The 20824-nt window shown below is 72.8% G+C and carries 18 protein-coding genes; 4 read left to right on the top strand and 14 right to left on the bottom strand.

The window, feature by feature from the left end; all coding sequences use genetic code 11:
- Nucleotides 1-23: 23 nt before the first annotated feature.
- The 8 genes from UK12_RS06700 to UK12_RS06665 all read right to left on the bottom strand — a co-directional run bounded on the left by UK12_RS06700 (nt 24) and on the right by UK12_RS06665 (nt 9401).
- Nucleotides 24-734, bottom strand: coding sequence for a peptidase inhibitor family I36 protein (locus tag UK12_RS06700; protein WP_052681643.1), 711 nt, complete (start codon nt 732-734; stop codon nt 24-26).
- A 14-nt stretch (nt 735-748) separates the two neighbouring features.
- Nucleotides 749-1507 (bottom strand): Ig-like domain-containing protein, encoded by a 759-nt coding sequence (locus tag UK12_RS06695; RefSeq protein ID WP_045300640.1) that lies wholly within the window; start codon nt 1505-1507, stop codon nt 749-751.
- Between the two features lie 43 nt (nt 1508-1550).
- A complete protein-coding gene (locus tag UK12_RS06690; protein WP_197084608.1) occupies nt 1551-2264 on the bottom strand; it encodes a rhamnogalacturonan acetylesterase in 714 nt (237 codons plus the stop codon).
- A 301-nt stretch (nt 2265-2565) separates the two neighbouring features.
- Nucleotides 2566-4695: a 3-hydroxyacyl-CoA dehydrogenase NAD-binding domain-containing protein gene (locus UK12_RS06685; RefSeq protein WP_045300636.1), complete on the bottom strand. Its 2130-nt coding sequence runs from the start codon at nt 4693-4695 to the stop codon at nt 2566-2568.
- Nucleotides 4696-4697: 2 nt separating this feature from the next.
- Nucleotides 4698-5939, bottom strand: coding sequence for a thiolase family protein (locus UK12_RS06680; RefSeq protein WP_231591069.1), 1242 nt, complete (start codon nt 5937-5939; stop codon nt 4698-4700).
- A gap of 291 nt (nt 5940-6230) precedes the next feature.
- Nucleotides 6231-7481: a ribonuclease D gene (locus UK12_RS06675; RefSeq protein WP_045300632.1), complete on the bottom strand. Its 1251-nt coding sequence runs from the start codon at nt 7479-7481 to the stop codon at nt 6231-6233.
- A 236-nt stretch (nt 7482-7717) separates the two neighbouring features.
- Nucleotides 7718-8434, bottom strand: a complete 717-nt coding sequence (locus UK12_RS06670) for a helix-turn-helix transcriptional regulator (protein ID WP_045300630.1) — start codon at nt 8432-8434, stop codon at nt 7718-7720.
- Nucleotides 8435-8756: 322 nt separating this feature from the next.
- Nucleotides 8757-9401 carry a DUF3000 domain-containing protein gene (locus tag UK12_RS06665; RefSeq protein WP_045300628.1) on the bottom strand — a complete coding sequence of 215 codons (645 nt, stop codon included), beginning with the start codon at nt 9399-9401 and terminating at the stop codon, nt 8757-8759.
- Between the two features lie 145 nt (nt 9402-9546).
- Between UK12_RS06665 and hemE the strand changes: the two genes are divergently transcribed.
- On the top strand, nt 9547-10647 hold the full coding sequence (gene hemE / locus UK12_RS06660) for a uroporphyrinogen decarboxylase (RefSeq protein ID WP_045300626.1): 1101 nt from the start codon (nt 9547-9549) through the stop codon (nt 10645-10647).
- Between the two features lie 60 nt (nt 10648-10707).
- Here the strand turns inward: hemE and UK12_RS06655 are convergent, their stop codons facing one another.
- The gene (locus UK12_RS06655) at nt 10708-11481 is read right to left on the bottom strand and encodes an SDR family oxidoreductase (protein ID WP_045300624.1); all 774 of its coding nucleotides are present in this window, start codon (nt 11479-11481) and stop codon (nt 10708-10710) included.
- A gap of 196 nt (nt 11482-11677) precedes the next feature.
- On the opposite strand from UK12_RS06655, the gene hemG reads away from it, so the two are divergent.
- Both hemG and hemQ read left to right on the top strand, forming a co-directional pair.
- Nucleotides 11678-13081, top strand: coding sequence for a protoporphyrinogen oxidase (hemG, locus tag UK12_RS06650; protein WP_045300622.1), 1404 nt, complete (start codon nt 11678-11680; stop codon nt 13079-13081).
- Complete coding sequence (gene hemQ / locus UK12_RS06645) at nt 13078-13791, top strand: hydrogen peroxide-dependent heme synthase (protein WP_045300620.1); 714 nt, start codon at nt 13078-13080, stop codon at nt 13789-13791. The genes hemG and hemQ overlap by 4 nt, the downstream gene beginning before the upstream one ends.
- Before the next feature lie 129 nt (nt 13792-13920).
- Here the strand turns inward: hemQ and UK12_RS06640 are convergent, their stop codons facing one another.
- The 4 genes from UK12_RS06640 to UK12_RS06625 form a co-directional block, all read right to left on the bottom strand.
- On the bottom strand, nt 13921-14676 hold the full coding sequence (locus tag UK12_RS06640; protein WP_045300618.1) for a TIGR04222 domain-containing membrane protein: 756 nt from the start codon (nt 14674-14676) through the stop codon (nt 13921-13923).
- 80 nt (nt 14677-14756) lie between these two features.
- On the bottom strand, nt 14757-15839 hold the full coding sequence (locus UK12_RS06635; RefSeq protein ID WP_045300616.1) for a TIGR04222 domain-containing membrane protein: 1083 nt from the start codon (nt 15837-15839) through the stop codon (nt 14757-14759).
- A gap of 169 nt (nt 15840-16008) precedes the next feature.
- Nucleotides 16009-16440 carry a hypothetical protein gene (locus UK12_RS40955; protein ID WP_045300614.1) on the bottom strand — a complete coding sequence of 144 codons (432 nt, stop codon included), beginning with the start codon at nt 16438-16440 and terminating at the stop codon, nt 16009-16011.
- On the bottom strand, nt 16433-17284 hold the full coding sequence (locus UK12_RS06625) for a DUF692 domain-containing protein (protein ID WP_045300610.1): 852 nt from the start codon (nt 17282-17284) through the stop codon (nt 16433-16435). Before UK12_RS06625 ends, UK12_RS40955 begins: the two co-directional genes overlap by 8 nt.
- Nucleotides 17285-17534: 250 nt before the next feature.
- On the opposite strand from UK12_RS06625, the gene UK12_RS06620 reads away from it, so the two are divergent.
- Nucleotides 17535-18452 (top strand): GNAT family N-acetyltransferase, encoded by a 918-nt coding sequence (locus tag UK12_RS06620; protein ID WP_045300608.1) that lies wholly within the window; start codon nt 17535-17537, stop codon nt 18450-18452.
- A 43-nt stretch (nt 18453-18495) separates the two neighbouring features.
- Here the strand turns inward: UK12_RS06620 and UK12_RS06615 are convergent, their stop codons facing one another.
- Complete coding sequence (locus UK12_RS06615; protein ID WP_156178572.1) at nt 18496-20706, bottom strand: restriction endonuclease; 2211 nt, start codon at nt 20704-20706, stop codon at nt 18496-18498.
- Between the last annotated feature and the right edge of the window lie 118 nt (nt 20707-20824).

The following is a 20824-nucleotide window of genomic DNA, read 5'->3' as shown; positions in this document are numbered from 1 at the left end:
ATCGACAGGGTCGGCAGGCGGGGTCAGCAGGCGTCCGGGTCGGTGACCAGCTTGTGCGAGCCCACCGCCTGGGCGTACGGACCGGTGAGGGTGACGCTGTTGCCGGGCGGGACGACGAAGGCGGCGTACCGCTTCCCGCCGACCGTCCACTGGCCGGTGTAGCCCGCACTGCGGTAGAGACAGGCGGTGGAGACGGAACGGTTCCACACCGAGGCCGCGTGGCCCGGCCAGTCGTCGCCGTACCGGGAGGCGTCGTCGGCCCAGGACTTCATCGGGCCGCGCCCGCTGGGCTCCTGGAAGAGGCAGAGCGAGCGCTCGGGGCACCGCTCGTAGCCGTTCAGACAGCCGGCCTGGGACTTGGCGGGCTTGACCGAGCCGAACCCGCCGCCCGGGGCGCGGCCGAAGCCGTCCCAGCTCTCCTTCGCCCCGGGGGCGAAGGTCTTCACCGCCCCGCCGAAGGCGGCCTTCTCGTACAGGCAGGCCCAGTACGTGCTGCGGTTGAGCACGGAGTGGACGGCGCCGTCGCCGGATCCGGCGCGGTCCTCGTGGGTGGCCAGGGGGCCGCCGGAGAGCACCGGGCCGTGCGCGTCCTGGCCGCCGTACAGGCAGAAGGAGCCGTCCGGGCAGGCGGTGGCCGCGTCGTCGGCGGAGTACCGGACGCCGAGGTAGGCACAGAGGATCGCCAGGGCGACCGCGACGGCGGCCACGGCGATTCGGCCGCGATGGGTGGTCACGTAGGGGTTGCTTCCTACCTGGCCATGGTCCCGGGCTGCAGGTACCCGGTCGGTGCCGCGAGCAGGCCGGGCATCTCGTACGGGTGTCCGACGAAGACGGTGATCTCGCCCCGGGCGATCCCGCGCGAGCCGTTCTCCACGGTGTAGAAGAGCCGGTCGTAGCCGATGAAGCCCTGCTCGGGGAAGTAGGTGACGCTGCCGTCGGGGGCGATGCCGACCATGCCGCGGCGCGGCGGGGAGACGCCGACCAGCCGGGCGTCCGGGCCGAACTCGTGGGCCAGGCCCGGCAGCATCCCGTTCATCCCGGGCGCGACCACCAGCAGCTTCGGCGGCGCGAGGGCCGGCACGACCCGGTAGGCCCGCTGCGCGATCGGCTGGCAGCCGCTCAGTTTCTGGCCCTCGGCGGCGATCACACCGGCGGAGATGGCGGGCAGCAGCACACCGTCGCCGGGGACGGCCTGCTTGATCTCCAGGCTGAAGGTCAGCGTGCGCGGGGTGTTCGCCCGGGTGTAGGTGCCGTACTTCTGCGCCTTCTCCATGTGCCCGAACCCGCGCATCGACTTCAGGGTGGCGAGCCCGGTGAGGGGCTCCTCCATCACGTAGGCGTAGTAGCGGAAGCCGTGCCCGACCGGGGTCACGGTCAGACTGAAGTCGACCCGCTGCCCGGGAAGCAGCGGGAGGGCCGGGTCGGCCGGCGAGGTCAGGTCGGCCGTCATCGACAGCTCGGGGCGGGTCTGGTGGACGGCCTGGACGCGGGCTATCAGATGCTCCATCGGCGGGACTCTCCTCGGATCGGAGCCGGGCTGCACAGGACGCTCACCGGACGGTTCCGGTCGGCACCGTACGGGCGTGCGCCAGGGCCTCGTACGTCGCGTCGTCGAGCCAGCCCAGCGCCTCCGGCGGGAACTGCGGCGTCTCCAGGTTGACCACCCAGTGCGGCGGCACGATGCCCTGCTCGGCGAGCGAGCGGGTGACGAAGCGGGAGCACTCGACGGCACCCACTGGACGCAGCTGGGTGTCGTCGCTGACGCCCTCCGGGTGGTTGGGGTGCTCGCCCGGCTCCAGCTGGAGGAAGATCTGCTTGGTGCCCTCGGGACCCAGCTGGTTCCACCAGTCGAGGCTCTGGGCGTGCAGGTCGACCAGCGGGGTGCAGGTCTGGGCCGCGAGCTCGCGCATCGCCATCGCGTACTGGCCCAGTGACCAGCGCAGGTTGCCGTGCGGGTCGAAGGTCCGCCGCTCGTGGCCGGTCACCAGCACGGGGTGGGCCAGCCGGTCGCGCGCCCCCTCGATGTACCGGCGCAGCTGGTCCTGGTACGAGCCGAACGGCTTGGTGTGCCGCTCCGCGTCGGTCTTCTTGTCGCCCAGCGCGAAGGAGACCAGCAGGTAGTCGCCCGGTATCAGCTGGTCGAGGATCCACTGCAGGCGGCCCGAGTCGGCGAAGCTCCTGGAACTGGTGTCGTGCCGGGCACAGTTCACCACTTCGATCTCGGGGTGCAGGAACAGCTGCATGGTCTGGCCCCAGCCGGTCATCGGCACGAGGCTCGCCGGGCGGGTCGCCACACCGGAATCACCTGCCAGAAACACCTTGGGGTGGCGAGGCGCTCCGTACTGCATACCGAATTCCTCTGCAGGTTTGATCGTGATTGGGCAAACAGACGGTCAACCCTAGCCGAAGGCCGTCTGACCGTCCACGAGTTCGATACCGGCACCCGGGTACGCCACCGGGCCGGGACCGCAACTGCGGTCCCGGCCCGGTGGGTTGGCTGCCCAGGCGCTGCTGTCCTCACTCGCCTACGGGCGCCGGTGCCCTGTCCTTCGGCCCGTGAGGGTGTCAGACGGCCGGCACCGAGGCCACGCCCTGAGCCAGGAAGCGCTTGCCGTTGACGCGCTCCGAGACGCCCGCACGGTCCAGGTACGGGGTGATCCCGCCCAGGTGGAAGGGCCAGCCGGCGCCGGTGATCATGCACAGGTCGATGTCCTGCGCCTCGCCGACGACGCCCTCGTCCAGCATCAGGCCGATCTCCTGCGCGACGGCGTCCAGCGCCCGCTCGCGGACCTGCTCCTCGGTCAGCACGGTGTCGCCGAAGGAGAGCAGTTCGAGCACCTCGGGGTCGAGGACCTGCTGGCCGTCCACCCAGGTGTAGAAGCCGCGCTTGCCGGCCTTGACCAGCTTGCTGAGGTTCTCGGAGACGGTGAACCGCTCCGGGAAGGCCCCGGCCAGGGTCTCCGAGACGTGCAGCGCGATGGCCGGGCCGACCAGTTCGAGCAGCACGATCGGCGACATCGGCAGGCCGAGCGGCAGCACGGCCTTCTCGATCGTCTCGATCGGGGTGCCCTCGTCGATCGCGCCCTGGATCGCGTCCATGAAGCGGAGCAGGATGCGGTTCACCACGAACGCCGGGGCGTCCTTGACGAGCACCGCGGTCTTCTTCAGCTTCTTGGCCACGCCGAAGGCGGTGGCCAGCGAGGCGTCGTCGGTCTTCTCCGCACGGACGATCTCCAGCAGCGGCAGGATCGCGACCGGGTTGAAGAAGTGGAAGCCGACCACGCGCTCCGGGTGCTGGAGCTTGGACGCCATCTCGGTGACCGACAGCGAGGAGGTGTTGGTGGCCAGGATCGTGGTCGGCGAGACCACGGCCTCCAGCTCGGCGAAGACGTTCTGCTTGACGCCCATCTCCTCGAACACGGCCTCGATCACGAAGTCCGCGTCGCCGAAGGCGACCGCCTTGTCCAGGTGACCGCTGACCAGGCCCTTGAGCTTGTTGGCCTTGTCCTTGCCGATCCGGCCCTTCTCCAGCAGCTTGTCGATCTCGCCGTGGACGTAGCCCACGCCCTTGTCGATGCGCTCCTGGTCGATGTCGGTCAGTACGACCGGCACCTCCATGCGGCGGGCGAACAGCAGCGCCAGCTGGGAGGCCATCAGGCCCGCGCCGACCACGCCGACCTTGGCGACCGGACGGGCCAGCGACTTGTCCGGCGCACCGAACGGGCGCTTGGCCCGACGCTGCACCAGGTTGAACGCGTAGATGCCGCTGCGCAGTTCGCCGCTCATGATGAGGTCGGCGAGCGCCACGTCCTCGGCGTCGAAACCGGCCTGCAGGTCCTGGTCCTTGACCTGGGCGATGATGTCCAGCGCCTGGTACGCGGCCGGAGCGGCCCCGTGCACCTTGGCGTCGGCGACCATCCGGCCCCAGGCGACGGCGTCGTCCCAGGCCTTGCCGCGGTCGATCTCCTCGCGCTCGACGACCGTCTCGCCCTTGAGGACCTTCGCGGCCCACAGCAGCGACTGCTCCAGGAAGTCGGCCGGCTCGAAGATCGCGTCCGCGATGCCGAGCTCGAACACCTCCTTGCCCTTGAGCTGCTTGTTCTGGGCCATCGAGTTCTCGATGATGACCTTGACGGCCTTGGCCGGGCCGATCAGGTTCGGCAGGATGCTGCAGCCGCCCCAGCCGGGAACCAGGCCGAGGAAGACCTCGGGCAGCGAGAACGCCGGGACGCCCGAGCTGACGGTGCGGTAGGTGCAGTGCAGGCCGACCTCGACACCGCCGCCCATCGCCGCGCCGTTGTAGAAGGCGAAGCTGGGGACGGACAGTGCGGCGATCCGCTTGAAGACCTCGTGGCCGCCCTTGCCGATGGCCAGCGCGTCCTCGCGCTCCTTCAGGATCTCGACGCCCTTGAGGTCGGCGCCGACCGCGAAGATGAACGGCTTGCCGGTGATGGCGACCGCGGCGATCGTGCCCTCGGCGGCCTCGGCCTCGACCTGGTCCAGCGCCTCGGACAGCTTGATCAGCGAGCCCGGACCGAAGGTGGTCGGCTTGGTGTGGTCGAAGCCGTTGTCCAGGGTGATCAGCGCCAGCTTCCCGGCCTGCAGCGGCAGGTCGAGGTGGCGGACGTGCGCGGTGGTGACGACCTCGCCGGGGAACAGCTCGGCGCCGCGCTGCAGCAGCTCAGTGGTGCTCATGGTCACTTACCACCCTCGAAGTGCGGGTTCTCCCAGATGATGGTCCCGCCCATGCCGAAGCCGATGCACATGGTGGTCAGGCCGTAGCGGACGTCGGGGCGCTGTTCGAAGCGCCGCGCCAGCTGGTTCATCAGCCGGACGCCGGAGGAGGCCAGCGGGTGGCCGAAGGCGATCGCGCCGCCGTACGGGTTGACCCGCTCGTCGTCGTCCGCGATGCCGTAGTGGTCCAGGAAGGACAGCACCTGCACGGCGAACGCCTCGTTGACCTCGAACGCGCCGATGTCGTCGATCGTCAGACCGGCCTTGGCCAGCGCCTTCTCGGTCGCCGGGACCGGGCCGATGCCCATGACCTCGGGCTCGACACCCGCGAAGGCGTACGAGACCAGGCGCATCTTGACCGGGAGGCCGAGCTCCTCGGCGACGTCCTCGGCGGCCAGCAGCGAGGCGGTGGCGCCGTCGTTCAGACCGGCCGAGTTGCCCGCGGTGATGTTGCCGTGCGGACGGAACGGGGTCTTCAGACCGGCCAGGCTCTCCATCGTGGTGCCCGGGCGCATCGGCTCGTCCGTGGTGGCCAGGCCCCAGCCGGTCTCGCCGACCTCGGGGTTGGTGTTGCGGATCGCGATCGGCACCAGGTCCGGCTGGATGTCGCCGTTGGCGTACGCCTTGGCGGCCTTCTCCTGCGAGCGCACGGCGTAGGCGTCGCAGCGCTCCTTGGTCAGGTGCGGGAAGCGGTCGTGCAGGTTCTCCGCGGTCATCCCCATGAACAGGGCGGACTCGTCGACCAGCTTCTCCGAGACGAAGCGCGGGTTCGGGTCCACGCCCTCGCCCATCGGGTGGCGGCCCATGTGCTCGACGCCACCGGCGACCACGATGTCGTACGCGCCGAAGGCGATGCCGCCGGCGGTGGTGGTCACGGCGGTCAGCGCGCCGGCGCACATCCGGTCGATCGCGTAGCCCGGGACGGACTTCGGCAGACCGGAGAGCAGAGCGGCGGTACGGCCGATGGTCAGGCCCTGGTCACCGATCTGCGTGGTGGCCGCGACGGCGACCTCGTCGATGCGCTCGACGGGCAGGTTCGGGTTGCGGCGCACGAGCTCGCGGATGCACTTGACCACCAGGTCGTCGGCACGGGTCTCGTGGTAGATGCCCTTCGGGCCGGCCTTGCCGAACGGGGTGCGGACGCCGTCAACGAAGACGACGTCCCTCGCGGTACGAGGCACGGGGGCTCTCCTCCCAGGGGACATGACGTTTAACGCAGTCGACGTCCCAAGGTTTGGAGCGGCGCTGCTTCACGGTCATGCTACCCGCCGGTAACTACCTTGCCCAGGGGCAGCACCCGGATCACCCCGTGTGTCCCGCACCACGTCCGATCTGCACAGCCCGCCGGGGCGGCCGGGTGAACCACCAGGGGCGCGGGGAACGGCGCGAAACCGGCGGCACCGGCGACCGCAGCGGCCCGAAGGCCGGTACGGCACCGCTGTCCGTGATCTCGTGCGGTTCCCCGCACCCCTGGACGGCAGTCGGCCCGGGCGGTCTCAGCCCTGGGCCGTGCCGTCGGCCGCCTTGACGAAGGCGGCCGAGATGGCCGGTGCCACCTGGTCGACCTGCCACTGGCGGGCGCCCAGCGCCCGCAGCGCCTCTGCGACGGCCTCCGGGGTGGCTGCGGCGGGCGGCTCCCAGGAGACCCGGCGGACCAGGTCCGGTGTGATCAGGTTCTCGGCCGGCAGCCGCTTGGCCTCGGCCAGCTCGGTGACGGCCGCCCGGGCGCCGGAGAGCCGTGCGGCGGCCACCGGGTCCTTCTCGGCCCAGGCCCGCGGCGGCGGCGGCCCGTCGTGCGGCGCGGTCGCCGGCGGCAGCTCGGCCTCCGGAATCTCCCTGGCCCGGTCCAGCGCGGTCAGCCACTGCTCCAGCTGCCTGCGGTTCACTCGCGGCCCGAAGCCCTGTACGGCCTGCAGGGCCGGCACGCCCTGCGGCATCGCGAGCGCCGCGTTCACGATTGCCGCGTCCGACAGCACCCGTCCGGGTGAGACGTCCCGCTCCCGCGCGACCCGGTCCCGGGCCTGCCACAGCTCGCGGACGGCGGCCAGCTGGCGGCGGCGGCGCACCTTGTGCAGCTGCGAGGTGCGGCGCCACGGATCGACCCGGGGGGCCGGCCTGGGCGCATCGGCGATGGCGGCGAACTCCTCCAGGGCCCAGCCCAGCTTGCCCTGGGCGTCCAGCTCCTGTTCGAGTGCGTCCCGCAGCTCGACCAGCACCTCGACGTCCAGAGCGGCGTACCGCAGCCAGGGCTCCGGCAGCGGACGGGTCGACCAGTCCACCGCCGAGTGCTCCTTGGCCAGCGAGAGGCCGAGCACGCTCTCGGTCATCGGTCCGAGCCCGACCCTGGGGAAGCCCGCGATCCGGCCGGCCAGCTCGGTGTCGAACAGGCGGCGCGGCCGCATGCCGACCTCGGCCAGACAGGGCAGGTCCTGGCTCGCCGCATGGACCACCCATTCGGTGTCGGCCAGCGCGGAGCCGAGCGCACTGAGGTCCGGGCAGGCGATCGGATCGATCAGCGCGGTACCGGCGCCGGAGCGCCGCAGCTGGATCAGGTACGCGCGCTGCCCGTAGCGGTAGCCGGAGGCCCGCTCGGCGTCGACGGCGACCGGACCGCTGCCGGCGGCGAAGGCTGCGATCGTCTCGGCAAGCACCCTCTCGTCCACCACAACGGGCGGGAGCCCCTCCCTGGGTTCAAGGAGCGGGACCGGGGCTGTCTCTTCTGGGATGGCTGCTACGGCGTCGGTCACCCCCCAAGGGTACGACGGCACCCGAAACCGGGAGTGTTGTCGGACTGGTCAGACCGTATTCGGACATATGCCAGCGGCCCTCGGGCCCGTCAGACAGGGCCTGGGACGCTGTTTCGGCCCGTCACCCGAAAGCCGAGCCGGAGGGGCGGCAGCCCGGAGGAAACGTTCCTCCGGGCTGCCACGTGGCCTGTTGCTACTGTCGACAGCGAGGTATGGCACGCGGATATCGGTGGACGTCAGTGGATGATGCCGGTCCGCAGCGCGACCGCGACCATCCCGGCCCGGTCTCCGGTGCCCAGCTTGCGGGCGATCCGGGCGAGGTGGCTCTTCACCGTGAGCGCGGACAGGCCCATGGCGACGCCGATCGCCTTGTTGGACTGTCCTTCGGCGACCAGCCGCAGCACCTCCACCTCGCGGCCGGAGAGCTCCCGGTAGGCGGCGGGCTGCACACCGGGAGCACCGGGGGCTCCGGGTGCACCGGTGGCGCCGACCGCACCGGGCATGCCCGGCATCCCGGGACGCCGCATCCGGCCGCCCAGCCCGGCGGCTCCGAGCGGCATCCCGGGACGGCCGGGCATGGCGATGTTGGTCCGGGTACCGGTGACCACGTAACCCTTGACGCCGCCGGCGAGCGCGCTGCGGACCGCGCCGATGTCGTCGGCGGCGGAGAGCGCCAGGCCATTGGGCCAGCCCGCCGCACGGGTCTCGGCCAGGATGGTCAGTCCGGAGCCGTCCGGGAGGTGGACGTCGGCAACGCAGATGTCGCGCGGGGTGGCCACCCGGGGGCGGGCCTCGGCGATCGAGGAGACTTCGATGACATCACGGACACCGAGCGCCCAGAGATGCCGGGTGACGGTGTTTCGGACACGGGGATCAGCGATGACCACCATGGCGGTGGGCTTCGTCGGGCGGTATGCGACCACGTTTGTGGGGTGCTCAAGAAGGACCGACACCAGGGGCCTCCTGCGGGGAGTGGCGGACGGAACCCCGAGGGGGCGGTCGGAGTGTTCCGCGTTTGGAAAGGGTCACAGACACCTTCGGCATCAACCGTGCCCGGCTTTAGCGAAAGATCACGATCTAGTGAGTAACAATACGGACAAATCGCGCAGGTGACTGATGCGACATGCCTCGGAATCGCACAGATTCGATCGAAAGCAGCGCATGCCGATCAGGACCGGACGGCGAATTGACGCAGAGCAGGAGTTAACTCACACGCCGTCAGTCCTGCGGGTGGCTTTGCCCCGCGCCGGCGTCGAACGGGCCGCCCGTCGCTCCTCAGTGGGAGCGCGGGCGCCGTCGGGCGGGCATCGGGACCACCCCGCCGAGTGACGGGGCGTCCGGCGGCGGGGCCACCGCGCTCGGTGGGAGGCCGGCGCAGGCGCAGAGCAGGTCGCCCCAGGCCGCGAGGTGCCGTTCGAAGCGGCCGTCCGCAGGGGTCCAGGACGCCCGGATCTCGATCTCGGTGGACGGCTCCCGGTCGGCGAGCGCGCCGAAGTAGTGAGAGGAGGCATGGGTGACCGTGCCGCCGGGCTCGGTGTAGCCGGCGCCGTGCGTCTGCAGGGCGTCCAGCAGCCAGGCCCAGCCCACCTCGGAGAGCATCGGGTCGTCGGCGATCTCGGGCTCCAGCTCGGCCCGGGTCATGGTGACCACCCGGAAGTCGCCGTGCCAGGCCTCCTGCCCGGCCGGGTCGTGGAGCAGCACCAGGCGGCCGTCCGCCAGTTCCTCGCCCTCCACCTCGACGGTGGCGGTGAGCGCGTACGCGTACGGGGCCAGCCGCCGGGGTGCCGGGGCGGCCGAGAGCTGCAGCTCGGGCCGCAGCCGCGCCGTGCCGAGTGCCTCGACCGCTGCGCGGAACTCGATCGGCGCCGACTCCTTGCCCGTTCCACCACCGTGTGCGGGGTGCCCGCCGACCGCTGCCATGAGCGGAAGCCTAGGTCGGCCGACGCCGCAATCCGAGCATATTTCGCACCTGCGGCGTGCCGGGGCCGGTCCGCTCGAAGATCTTGGAGGAACGCACGACTCACCGCCGAGGGGGCAGTCCGGGGCACATGCGAAGATTTGGACCGTGAGTGAGACTTCCGCGGCGACCCCGCCAGCCCAGACCGGTCAGCAGCCCCCCGCGCGCCGGGGCGCGGCGTACGACTCCCCGCTCCTGCGCGCCGCGCGCCGTGAGCCGGTGCCGCACACGCCCGTGTGGTTCATGCGCCAGGCTGGCCGCTCGCTGCCCGAGTACCTCAAGGTGCGCGAGGGCATCCCGATGCTGGACTCCTGCATGCGGCCCGAGCTGGTGAAGGAGATCACCCTCCAGCCGGTGCGGCGGCACAAGGTGGACGCGGCGATCTTCTTCAGCGACATCGTGGTGCCGCTGAAGGCGGTCGGTATCGACGTCGACATCAAGCCGGGCGTCGGCCCGGTGATCGCCGACCCGATCCGCACCCTCGACGACCTCCAGCGGCTGCGCCCGCTGGAGCCGGACGACATGCCGTACATCACCGAGGCCGTCGGCCTGCTGGTGGACGAGCTCGGCTCCACCCCGCTGATCGGCTTCGCCGGTGCGCCGTTCACCCTGGCCAGCTACCTGGTCGAGGGCGGCCCGTCGAAGAGCCACGAGAAGACCAAGGCCATGATGTACGGCCAGCCCGAGCTGTGGGCCGCGCTGGTCGACCGGCTGGCCGACATCACCTCCGCCTTCCTGAAGATCCAGATCGAGGCGGGCGCCTCGGCGGTCCAGCTCTTCGACTCCTGGGTCGGCGCGCTCGCCCCGGACGAGTACCGCCGCTCGGTGATGCCCGCCAGCACCAAGGTCTTCGACGCCGTCGCCTCCTACGGCGTGCCGCGGATCCACTTCGGCGTCGGCACCGGTGAGCTGCTCGGGCTGATGGGCCAGGCCGGTGCGGACGTCGTCGGCGTGGACTGGCGGGTGCCGCTGAACGTCGCCGCCGAGCGGGTCGGCCATGACAAGGCCCTGCAGGGCAACCTCGACCCGGCCGTGCTCTTCGCGCCCACCCACGTGGTCGAGACCAAGGCCCGCGAGGTGCTGCACGCGGCTCAGGCGCTCGGCGACAGCGGCCACATCTTCAACCTCGGCCACGGCGTCATGCCGAGCATGGACCCGGACGCGCTGACCAGGCTGGTCGAGTTCGTGCACGAGACCAGCGCCCGCTGACCCACCGGGGCCCCGGTGGCGTCGGTCTGCCGCCGGGGCCCCCGGCCGGCGGGTGTGCGGTCAGCGGGCGACCCGTTCGGCCAGGTACTGCTCCCAGGTGCGCCGGCCCACCGCGCGGTCGGGGGCGGTGTGCACACCGGCGCGGAAGCCGGCACCCACCTTCCCCGGGATGCGCACCGCCAGCACCGGGCGGCGCTTGCCCGCGGCCCGCAGCCAGCTCCGGGCCAGCTCGGTCGCCGGGTGCACCTGCGGGCCGGCCAGGTCCGGCACCCGGCCCGCCGGTCCGCCGAGCGCCAACTCGACCAGCCGGTCGGCCACTTCGCCCTGGTCCACCGGCTGGAACCCGGTCCCGGACGGGGCCAGGACCACCGGGAGTCTGGCGAGGAACCCGAGTGCCGTGTTGAGCAGTTCCGGGAACTGGGTGGCGCGCAGGTTGCTCCAGCCGAGCCCCGACGCCTCCAGGATCCGCTCGCCCTCCAGCTTGACCGCGTAGTACGGGTACGTGATCCGGTCGACGCCGACGATCGAGATGTTGACGACGTGCTCGACTCCGGCGCGCCTCGCCGCGGCGATCAGGTTCCGCAGCGCGGGGATGTCCTGCCTGAAGTGCCGGGCGTCGCTTGCGCAGTGGACGATCGTGTGGACGCCGGCGACCGCCGCGTCCACCCCGGCACCGGTCGCCAGATCGCCGGTGAACCACGCCACCCCGGGATCCTCGGGCAGCTCCGTCCGCCGGGTCAGCGCACGGACCGGCACCCCGGCGCCCCGCAGCCGCGCCACCACCTCGCGCCCCAGCACTCCGGTCGCCCCGGTCACCAGCACGGTGTTCTCCACTGCCCTGCCCTTCCGTTCGTCCCCCGCCACCTCGGCGGCACACCAGGCAGACGGGACAGCCGGGCCGGATGTGACAGCCTCGCCCGGAAAATCTCTCCGCGCGTGTGCGAGCGGGCGGACGGTCCGGACGCCCCGGAGCGCCGTCGGCGGTGCACCGGGCGCGGGCGCGGGTGTGAGCTCTGCAAGACTGCGAAGCATGGTTGAACCTCATGTCGTGGTGATCGGTGGCGGCATCGCCGGCCTGACGGCCGCGTTCGTGGCCTGCGCGGATGCCCGGGTCACGCTGCTGGAGGCGTCGGGGCGGCTCGGCGGGAAGCTGCGGGCGGGTGAGGTCGGCGGAGTGCGGGTCGATCTCGGGGCCGAGTCGATGCTCGCCCGGCGTCCCGAGGCGGTGGAGCTGGCCCGGCAGGTCGGCCTGACCGAGGTGCTGGAGCCGCCGAGCACGGCGAAGGCCGCGATCTGGACCAGGGGCGGGCTGCGGCCGCTCCCCGGTGGACAGCTGATGGGCGTCCCCGGCGACCTGGACGCGCTGGCCGCCTCCGGGGTGCTCTCCGACCCGGGGCTGGAGCGGGCCCGGCACGAGCAGGCCACCGCCCCGGTCGACACCGACGTCCCGATCGGCGAGTACGTCGCCGCGCGGCTCGGCCGCGAGGTGGTCGACCGGCTGGTGGAGCCGCTGCTCGGCGGCGTCTACGCCGGGCACGCCGACGAGATCTCGCTGCGCGCCGCCGTCCCCGCGCTGCTGCCGGTAGCCCGCAGCGGCGGCTCGCTGCTCGACGGGGTGCACGAGCTGGCGACGCGGCCCACCAGCGCCGGGCCGGTGTTCCAGGGGATCGAGGGCGGTATCGGCACGCTCCCCGAGGCGGTCGCCGCCGCCTGCCGCAAGGCCGGCGCCGACCTGCGCACCGACAGCCCGGTGGACGAGCTGCGCCGCACCCCCGAGGGCTGGCGGGTCGTCACCGGCGGCGAGAGCCTGCACGCCGACGCGGTGGTGCTGGCCGTCCCGGCCCCGCAGGCCGCCCGGCTGCTGCGCACCGACGCCCCCGGTGCGGCGGCCGAACTGGAGGCCGTCGAGTACGCGGGCATGGCCCTGGTCACGCTGGCCTTCCGGCGGGAGGAGCTGGACGTGCCGCTGACCGGCAGCGGCTTCCTGGTGCCGCCGACCGACGGCCGGGCGATCAAGGCGTCCACCTTCTCCTCCAACAAGTGGGGCTGGCTGGAGCGCGGTGCGCCGGACACCTTCGTGCTGCGCACCTCGCTGGGCCGCCACCGCGAGGAGCAGGCCCTGGACCTGCCGGACGAGGAGCTGGTCGCCCGTTCGCTGGCCGACCTCGGGGCGGCGGTGGGCCTGCGCGCGCGGCCGTACGACACCGCGGTGACCCGCTGGCGGGGTGGTCTGCCGCAGTACCCGGTGGGCCACCTGGAGCGGGTGGAGCGGATCCGCGCGCAGGTGGCGCGGGTCGGCGGCCTCGCGGTCTGCGGTGCCGCCTACGACGGGGTGGGGATTCCCGCCTGCATCGCCAGTGCCCGCCGGGCGGTCGGCGAGGTGTTGACCCCGGCGACCGGCACACACGTCACGGAAGGGACAATGGGCGCATGACTGAGTCCACTGAACAGCAGCCCGAGAAGAAGAAGGCCCGCGACCTCAACAAGGTCATCCGCTACACCATGTGGTCGGTGTTCAAGCTCAAGAGCGAGCTGCCCGAGGACCGCGCCGCGCTGGCGGCCGAGGTCGAGGAGCTCTTCGAGCAGCTGGCCGCGAAGGACGTCACGGTGCGCGGCACCTACGACGTGTCCGGTCTGCGTGCCGACGCCGACGTGATGATCTGGTGGCACTCCGGGGACTCGGACAACCTGCAGGAGGCGTACAACCGCTTCCGCCGCACCGGCTTCGGCCGCGCCCTGGAGCCGGTCTGGTCCAACATGGCGCTGCACCGCCCGGCGGAGTTCAACAAGTCGCACATCCCGGCGTTCCTCGCCGACGAGCTCGCCCGCGAGTACGTCTGCGTGTACCCGTTCGTGCGCTCCTACGAGTGGTACCTGCTGCCCGACGAGGAGCGGCGCGCGATGCTCGCCGAGCACGGCAAGATGGCGCGCGGTTACCCGGACGTGCGGGCCAACACGGTGGCCTCGTTCGCGCTCGGCGACTACGAGTGGCTGCTCGCCTTCGAGGCGGACGAGCTGCACCGGATCGTCGACCTGATGCGCGACCTGCGGCCGTCCCGCGCCCGGCTGCACGTCCGCGAGGAGGTCCCGTTCTACACGGGCCGCCGCAAGCCGGTCGCCGAGCTGCTGAGCGGCCTGGTCTGAGCGGCCTGGTCCGAGCAACCCCAGGGCGCGGGGCCGCTGTTGCGGCGCCCCGCGCCCTGAAGACGGGCCCCAGGCCGTGTCTGACAATTCCCGCCGGGCGCTGATCCGACGCGAATTGTCAGACACGGCCTAGTTGCGCAGGGCCGCGCGGAGCCGGGCGTCCGGCAGGGCGGCGGGGCCGACCATGGCGACGGCCGTGAGCAGTTCCTGCTCGGTGCCGCCCGGGTCGGAGTGGACCGCGTGCAGTGCCTGCTGCCCGGCGTGGGTGGCCCAGCGGGTGTAGGGGTGGACGTCGACCCGGGCCATCAGCAGCGTCCCGCTGGTGAGCACCAGGGGCAGGGCGAACCAGGCGACGGCGGCCCCTGCCTCCCCCCGGTCGGGCGTCAGTGCGATGGACGCCCCGAGCAGCAGCAGGCTCAGCAGCAGTGCCTGCCGCACCTGGCGGACCGCCGTCGAGGTGGCCTCCTGGACGATCGCCGGGGTGGCCAGACCCGCCAGCACCAGCCGTCCGCCGATCTCCAGCACGGCCGGGTTGGTGGCGAGTTCGGCGCGGAGATCGGCCGTCCGGCACTGGCCCTCGGGGCCGATGCTCTCGATCAGCGTGCGCTCCAGCCGGTTGCGGCCCTGCGGGTCCACGACGCTGGTCCAGCCGGTGTGCGCCAGGTGAAGCCGCCCCTGGGCGGCCATCAGCACCAGCGCGAGATCGACCACCCGCACCGGGCCGCCGGCCAGGTACGCGGTCTCGTACAGGCCGATCCCGGTGGCGTCGGAGGGCCGGCCGGTCTCGGCCCCGGAGAGTGCGTCTGCGGTTGCCGTCACCCTGACCAGCCGGAGGCAGGAGAGCGCGGCGGCCAGGAAGGCGGGTATCAGAAAGAGCAACCACATGGGGCTGTTTCTAGACCTGACCGGCCGTTCGGGGAAGTGAATTTCTGATTCGTGATATCGAACTGTGACCGCTGGGCGGCTTACGAACCACACCCGGAGCCGCAACTGCTCCCGGACGAACAGCTGCTGGACGAGCAACCGCTGTGCCCCGACGAGCAGCTGTGACTCGAGGAACAGCTGTGGCCGGACGAGCCGCCGCTGTGGCCCGAGGAGGAACCGCAGCCGCTCGACGATCCGCAGGACGAGCCGTGCGAGCCGCCGTGCGAGCCGCCGGAACCGCTGTCGGGCGAGGAGGACGAGCACCAGGCCACCGCCGCCCCCGCGTCGGCGCCGAAGGCGGCTCCGTAGCCGACGCCGTCCGAACTGCCGCCGGCCGCCGAGCGGACCCGGTCCTTCAGTGCACTGCGCAGGTCCTCGTCCTCCAGCGTCTCCACACCGTCCAGCGCGACCGCGCCCAGCAGCAGCGCGGTGGCCGCACTGGCCCCGACGGCCGGCCGCCACGGCGAGGAACCGGTCTTCATCAGGCTCAGCTGGCGCAGTCCGGCCGGGGTGACCCGGCTCCTGCCCGGCTTGGTCGCGGTCAGCCAGACCACGCCGAGCAGCAGCAGGCCGAAGAAGGCGAAGAACGGCGGCGTACTGGCATCCCGGTCCGGTGTGGGCAAGGTGGCCCAGAGCACGGTGGTCAGCACCCCCAGCACCACGGTGACCAGCAGCGAGAACTGGAGCAGCCGCCGGGCCCGGACGACGGCGCGGTACAGCTCGGGCCGCCGCATCAACCCGCGCTCGGCCAGCCGGTCGCCGATCTGCTGGATCTCCGGGCTGCGCATCACCGCCCTTTGCAGCAGGGCCAGTTCACGCTGACGGTTCGGGCCGGCGGCCTCGATCAGCACGACCTCGGCCGGGTCCTTCGGCTGCGGGTCGGTCACGGTGGCCAGCCCGTCCCGGGAGACGATCAGCCGGCCCTCCTGCTGCATCCGGACGATCACCACCTCGGCGGCCCGGACCGGGCCGCCCGCGAGGAAGGCGGCGTCCGGCAGCGGCAGGCCGCGACCGGGCAGTCCCTGCGGCTTCGGTACCCGGCGCATCCGTTGCAGCGCGCCGGACGTCCACAGGCCCGCGCCCACCAGCAGGGTGGTGGCGGCGGCGAACTCGGTGTACCACATCTCGGTTCCCCCGTACGTGAGTCGAACCACCGGGCCGGGTGAGGCGGTCCGGTGTGGTGCTGGTGCTGGTGCTGGTGCTGGTGCTGGTGCTGGGTGCCTGCCGTGGGCGGTGGCGGCGAGTGCGGGTGCGGGTACGGGTGCGGCGACCGGGCCGGCGGTGCGGCCCCGGTCAGCCGTGGAAGCGGCGCCAGCGGCGGCGGGGCGGTTCGGCGGGCCGCAGCCAGCGCTCCAGGGCGGGCCGCCAGGGCGTGTCCGGTGCGCCGACGGCGGCCCAGTCGACCGCCCACTCGGCGAAGGCCCGTGCGTCCGCCCGGTAGCCCCCGACGGCGGGCCCCTGCCGCGCGTACCTGCGGAACAGCGGACGGTACTGGGCGCCGAGGATCCGCGGGACCTCCGGCGCCACCCGGGCCACGGTGTCGCGGCGCTTGGCGAGCAGGCCCTGGGCCTGGATCCGGACCTGCTCCCGGTCGAAACCCTCCGGCACCGGGCCGCCCGCGACCAGTGCGGACAGCAGCTCAGCCTGACGCCGCGCCAGCCGTGCCCGGGCCACCACCAGCTCCGGGTCGCCCCCCTCGGCCAGGTACTCGAAGTGCTCAGACATGCTCCAACTCCCCGTCCAGTACCGCGCGGATCGCGTCGAGCTCGCCCGCCAGTTCGGCGGGCGGCGGGTAGTGGTCGTCCCGTTCCAGCAGGACGCCGGGCGGTACGGCCCGCTCGCAGAGCTGGGCCAGGGCGTCCAGGACGGGCCCGGTCACCGGGTGGGCGTGGGTGTCGTGCCAGACCCCGTCGACCTCGATCCCGCCCGCGACATGGACGTAGGCGATGGCCTCCAGCGGCAGCCGGTCGAGTTCGGCGGCGACGTCCAGGCCCAGGTTGACCCGGTTGGTGTGCAGATTGGCGACGTCGATCAGGAGCCGGACACCGGTCCGCTCGACGAGTTCGGCCAGGAACTCGCCTTCGCTGAACTCGTCCTCGGGCCAGGCCAGATGGGCGGCGATGTTCTCCAGCGCCAACGGCACCGGGAGTTCCTGCTGGGCGATCCGGACGTTCTCCGCGATCACCCGCAGCGAGTCCCGCGAGCGCGGTACCGGCAGCAGGTGGCCCGCCTCCAGCCCGCCGGCCCGGACGAACGCCAGGTGCTCGCTGACCAGCGGGGCCTCCAGCGCCTGGGCCGCTGCGGCCAGCCGCGACAGGCGGTCGGGATCGGGCAGTTCGGCGCCGCCGAGGCCCAGCGCCACCCCGTGCGGGACGGCGGCCACACCGCGCTCCCGCAGCACCCGCAGCGACTCGGGCAGCTCACCGGCGCGCAGGTGGTCGAGGCAGAGGTTCTCGGCGACCACCTCGACCCAGTCCAGGCCGGGCAGCCGCTCCACCACGGTGTCGATCTCTGCCCGCCAGCCGATCCCGACTCCCAGCCGGGGCAAGGTACTTGCAGAAGACGTCATAAGGATCCGCCCCTTCGGAGGGCTCGCCGAACAGCGTCGGACGGAACAATTGAGTCAGAGAAATGGGATGTACGTGTCATCAGACCGGAGAGAGGGCGTCGTTGCGCTCTCACGTCCCCTTGCTGAGGGTCTATCCGGGTCGGCCGGTTGCCAACCCGCACCCGGCAAACTCAGAGCTGAACTTGAGCTTTCCGGCACGTGGAGAAAACCGGGTGCGCGGAATCGGACCGGTGGCTACCGTGGCCGGCATATGACTCTGATGATCCGTGATTTCCGCCCCGCCGACGCCGAGGCGGCCTCCGCCGCGTACAGCGCGGGCCGCCCGCACCTCCTGATGACGCCCGACGCCGTCCGCTGGACCGTCGCCAACGCCGCCCCCGACCAGCACTACCGCCTGCTGGTCGCCGAACTGGACGGCCGGGTGGTCGGCACCGCCCGCTGCACGGTGCACGCGGACAGCAGTACCAAGGGGCAGGGCAGCGCCAATGCCAGTGTGCTGCCCGGGTACCGGGGCCGGGGCGTGGGCGGGGCCCTGCTCACGGCGGCCGAGCAGCACCTGGCCGCGCACGGGGTGAGCCGGGTCCACGCCTGGGTCGACGACGAGCCCGAGGCCCGTACCTTCGCCGCCCACCGGGGCTACCTGGCCGGGCGCAGCGCGCACTTCGCGCACCTCGACCTCACCGCCGCCCTGCGGCCCGTCCCCGAGCTCCCGCCAGGCGTCGAACTGCGCACGGCCGCAGACTTCCTGGACGACCCGCACCCGATCTACCTGCTGGACATCGAGGGCACCGGCGACGAGCCCGGCGAGCTGGACTCGGCCGACCAGGGCTACCAGGAGTGGCTCACCGCGATCTGGGGCCGCCCCGACCTCGACCGGGACCTCACCACCGTCGCCGTGCTGGACGGCCGGCCGGCCGCCTTCGCGGCGGTCCACTCGGACGGTGCCCGCCGCTACTGGTCGGCGTTCACCACCACCGGCGCCGAGTACCGGGGGCGCGGTCTCGCCAAGCTCGCCAAGACCCACTCCCTGCACCGCGCCCGCGCGGCCGGCTTCACCGACGCCTACACCAGCAACGACGCGACGAACGCGCCGATGCTGGCGATCAACGCCTGGCTCGGGTACGAGCGGTGTGCGAGCGAGTGGAAGTACACCCGCGAACTGAGCTAGCGGAGGCGCCGGCCGGGGCTTGCCCCGGCCGGCCGGGTGCCGCTCAGGACACCTGCACCCCGTGCGCCCGGGCGAGCCCGGCCAGGCCGTCCGACCAGCCCTGGCCGACCGCCCGCAGCTTCCAGACCTCGTCCGGTGTGCCCGCCCGGTGGCGGTACAGCTCGGCCACCAGCATCGCCGAGACCGCCGGGTCGGCGGGCGGCCGGAAGGCCCAGGCCGAGCCTGCGGCGCCGCGCACCTCCAGGGTCGCCCCGAGCAGCTCGGCGCAGCTCGCGCCGGTGTCGGTGTCCATGTTCACCGACACGGCGACGCGGTGCACCGCCGCCGGGAGGGCGAGCAGCCGTACGGCGGCGCTCTCGGTGGTCCCCTCGCCGCCCGCGCTCTGCCTGGGGTGCAGGACCACGGCCCCGCGTTCGGCGCCGGGCTGGTGGTAGAAGACGAAGTCCTCGTCGCCGCGGACCGTGCCGTCGGCCGTGAGCAGCAGCAGCGTCAGGTCGGCCTCGGCCCCGGCGGAGCCGAACCGCACCGTCAGCTCGGCGAGTTCGGCGGCCGGGAGGACCACGTTCGCGCCGGGGGTGAGCAGCACCGGCTCGCCGGCGGGCGCGGCGGCCCCGGCCGGTGCGGCCTGGGCCGGTGTGTTGTGCGCCGGCACGTTCTGGGCCGGAAGCGAGAGGGTGGCGGGACCGAGCCGTCCGGGCAGCCCGTTCTCCTTGAGCAGCTGGACCAGCATCGGCCCGTCGATCAGGGTCAGCGGCTTGCCCTCGACCCAGCGGCGGGAGCCGGGGCCGAAGCCCGAGGTGGTGACCAGGATGCCCTTGTTGGCGCCGAAGTGGGCCATGGTCGCGTCGAGGTCGCGGACGGCGGTCGGGCTCACCGTCTTGCGGTAGCGCTTGGCCTGGATCACGAACAGGCCGCCGGTGATCGGGTCCGGGTTCTCGGCGATGACGTCCACGCCGTCGTCCCCGCTGCGCTCGGTGGTGCGGGTCTGGTAGCCGAGCCGCCGGAACAGCTCGGCGAGCAGCCTCTCGAACTCCAGCGGGTCCATCTCGAAGAGGTCGGGGTCCTCGTCGGAGCCGTCCGCCCCGAAGCTGCCGACCGCCTCGGCGAGCCGCTCGGTCCGTACCGCCTCGGGCTTCTCCGGCCGGGCCGAGAGCCGTCCCTGCAAGCCGTCCACCAGGCAGTCGATCGCCTCGACCCGGTCGAGCGCGACCGCGCCGAAGACCGCCCGCTCGACCGCCACCGAGACCAGGTACCGCTGCTCCTCCCGCCCGGTGGCCGGGTCGACCGCCTCGACGTAACCGTTGAAGACCACCGAGGCGAGGCGTCCGTCGGCGTCCGCCAGGAACAGCTCGGCGAGCACCCGCAGCGCGCACTGGGCCAGCACCTCGCGGTAGACGGCCTTCCGCTCGGTGGCGGAGCGGGCGACCTCGGCCTCCTGGTCGGTGGACTTCACGTAGCGGTACCTGGCGGTCTCCGGGACCACCTCGAAGCCCGGCAGCCGCCAGTCCACCACGAGCTGCCCGGCGGCCTCGTCCCAGGCGGTCACGCAGTCCTGCGGGAACCCCTCCGGCCAGTCCTCGCGCCAGCCCAGCGCGGTCTCGAAGAACTCGGCCACCGCAGCCGCCGAGCCGCTCTGCAGCTCGGCGGCCAGCCGGACGGCCTGCTCGGCGTGGCCGGTCGCGGCCCGGCGGCGATCGGCGGCCCAGGCCTCGTACTGCGCCCGGTAGCGGTCGAGTTGCTGCCGCCGCTGCTGGTCGGCGGCCTGGGCGGCGTGCCAGTCCTGCTCGAACCGGGCCCGGGCGTGCGCGGCCTGCTCGTCGTACTGGCGCCGGGCGGTCGGGTTCATCGCCTGCAGGCCCGTCAGCGGCGGCACCAGGTAGCGGGTCTGGTCCGGCACCGGGACCGGGACGCCGAGCGGGCCGGGGTCGAACGGCGGTACCACGGCCGGGCGTTGCAGGTTCGCCAGCGCGAACACCGGCCCGCCCAGACCGCTCTGGAGCACGCCGCGCAGCGTGGCCACCCGCTCGTCCAGCTCGGCGGTGCGCCGGGCGGCGTCCGCCTCCCGGCCCTGCTGGTAGGCCCGGAGCGCCTCCTTCTGCCCCTGCGCGGCGGCCCGTTGGGCTTCGCGCTGCTCCCGCTCGTACTGCCGCTGGGCGGCCACCGCGGCCCGCCGCTGCGCCTCCTGCTGCCGGGCCTGCTGGCGCTGCGCCTCAGCCAGTATGGTCAGTACTCCTGAGCTGCGTCGCCGTGCCACCCCTGGTCCCTCTCTCGCCCGTTCTGACAGATGATCAGTCTGGCAGATGAGCCGGGCCCACCGGCACGTGTCCGGCAATGCCCCCGCGGGGACGCCCCGGCTCAGGGGCGCCCCCGCG

The organism is Saccharothrix sp. ST-888, from assembly GCF_000955975.1.
Taxonomy (GTDB): Bacteria; Actinomycetota; Actinomycetes; order Streptomycetales; family Streptomycetaceae; genus Kitasatospora.
Note: the sequence above shows the minus strand (reverse complement) of the source record. Positions and strands in the feature narration are given on the sequence as shown.

Coding starts and splice junctions, on each gene's coding strand:
- UK12_RS06695 (WP_045300640.1), bottom strand. CDS start 1,507: ATGGAGCATCTGATAGCCCGCGTCCAGGCCGTCCACCAGACCCGCCCC.
- UK12_RS06690 (WP_197084608.1), bottom strand. CDS start 2,264: ATGACCGGCTGGGGCCAGACCATGCAGCTGTTCCTGCACCCCGAGATC.
- UK12_RS06685 (WP_045300636.1), bottom strand. CDS start 4,695: ATGAGCACCACTGAGCTGCTGCAGCGCGGCGCCGAGCTGTTCCCCGGC.
- UK12_RS06680 (WP_231591069.1), bottom strand. CDS start 5,939: ATGTCCCCTGGGAGGAGAGCCCCCGTGCCTCGTACCGCGAGGGACGTC.
- UK12_RS06665 (WP_045300628.1), bottom strand. CDS start 9,401: ATGGCAGCGGTCGGCGGGCACCCCGCACACGGTGGTGGAACGGGCAAG.
- hemG (WP_045300622.1), top strand. CDS start 11,678: ATGGTTGAACCTCATGTCGTGGTGATCGGTGGCGGCATCGCCGGCCTG.
- hemQ (WP_045300620.1), top strand. CDS start 13,078: ATGACTGAGTCCACTGAACAGCAGCCCGAGAAGAAGAAGGCCCGCGAC.
- UK12_RS06640 (WP_045300618.1), bottom strand. CDS start 14,676: ATGTGGTTGCTCTTTCTGATACCCGCCTTCCTGGCCGCCGCGCTCTCC.
- UK12_RS06635 (WP_045300616.1), bottom strand. CDS start 15,839: ATGTGGTACACCGAGTTCGCCGCCGCCACCACCCTGCTGGTGGGCGCG.
- UK12_RS40955 (WP_045300614.1), bottom strand. CDS start 16,440: ATGTCTGAGCACTTCGAGTACCTGGCCGAGGGGGGCGACCCGGAGCTG.
- UK12_RS06625 (WP_045300610.1), bottom strand. CDS start 17,284: ATGACGTCTTCTGCAAGTACCTTGCCCCGGCTGGGAGTCGGGATCGGC.
- UK12_RS06620 (WP_045300608.1), top strand. CDS start 17,535: ATGACTCTGATGATCCGTGATTTCCGCCCCGCCGACGCCGAGGCGGCC.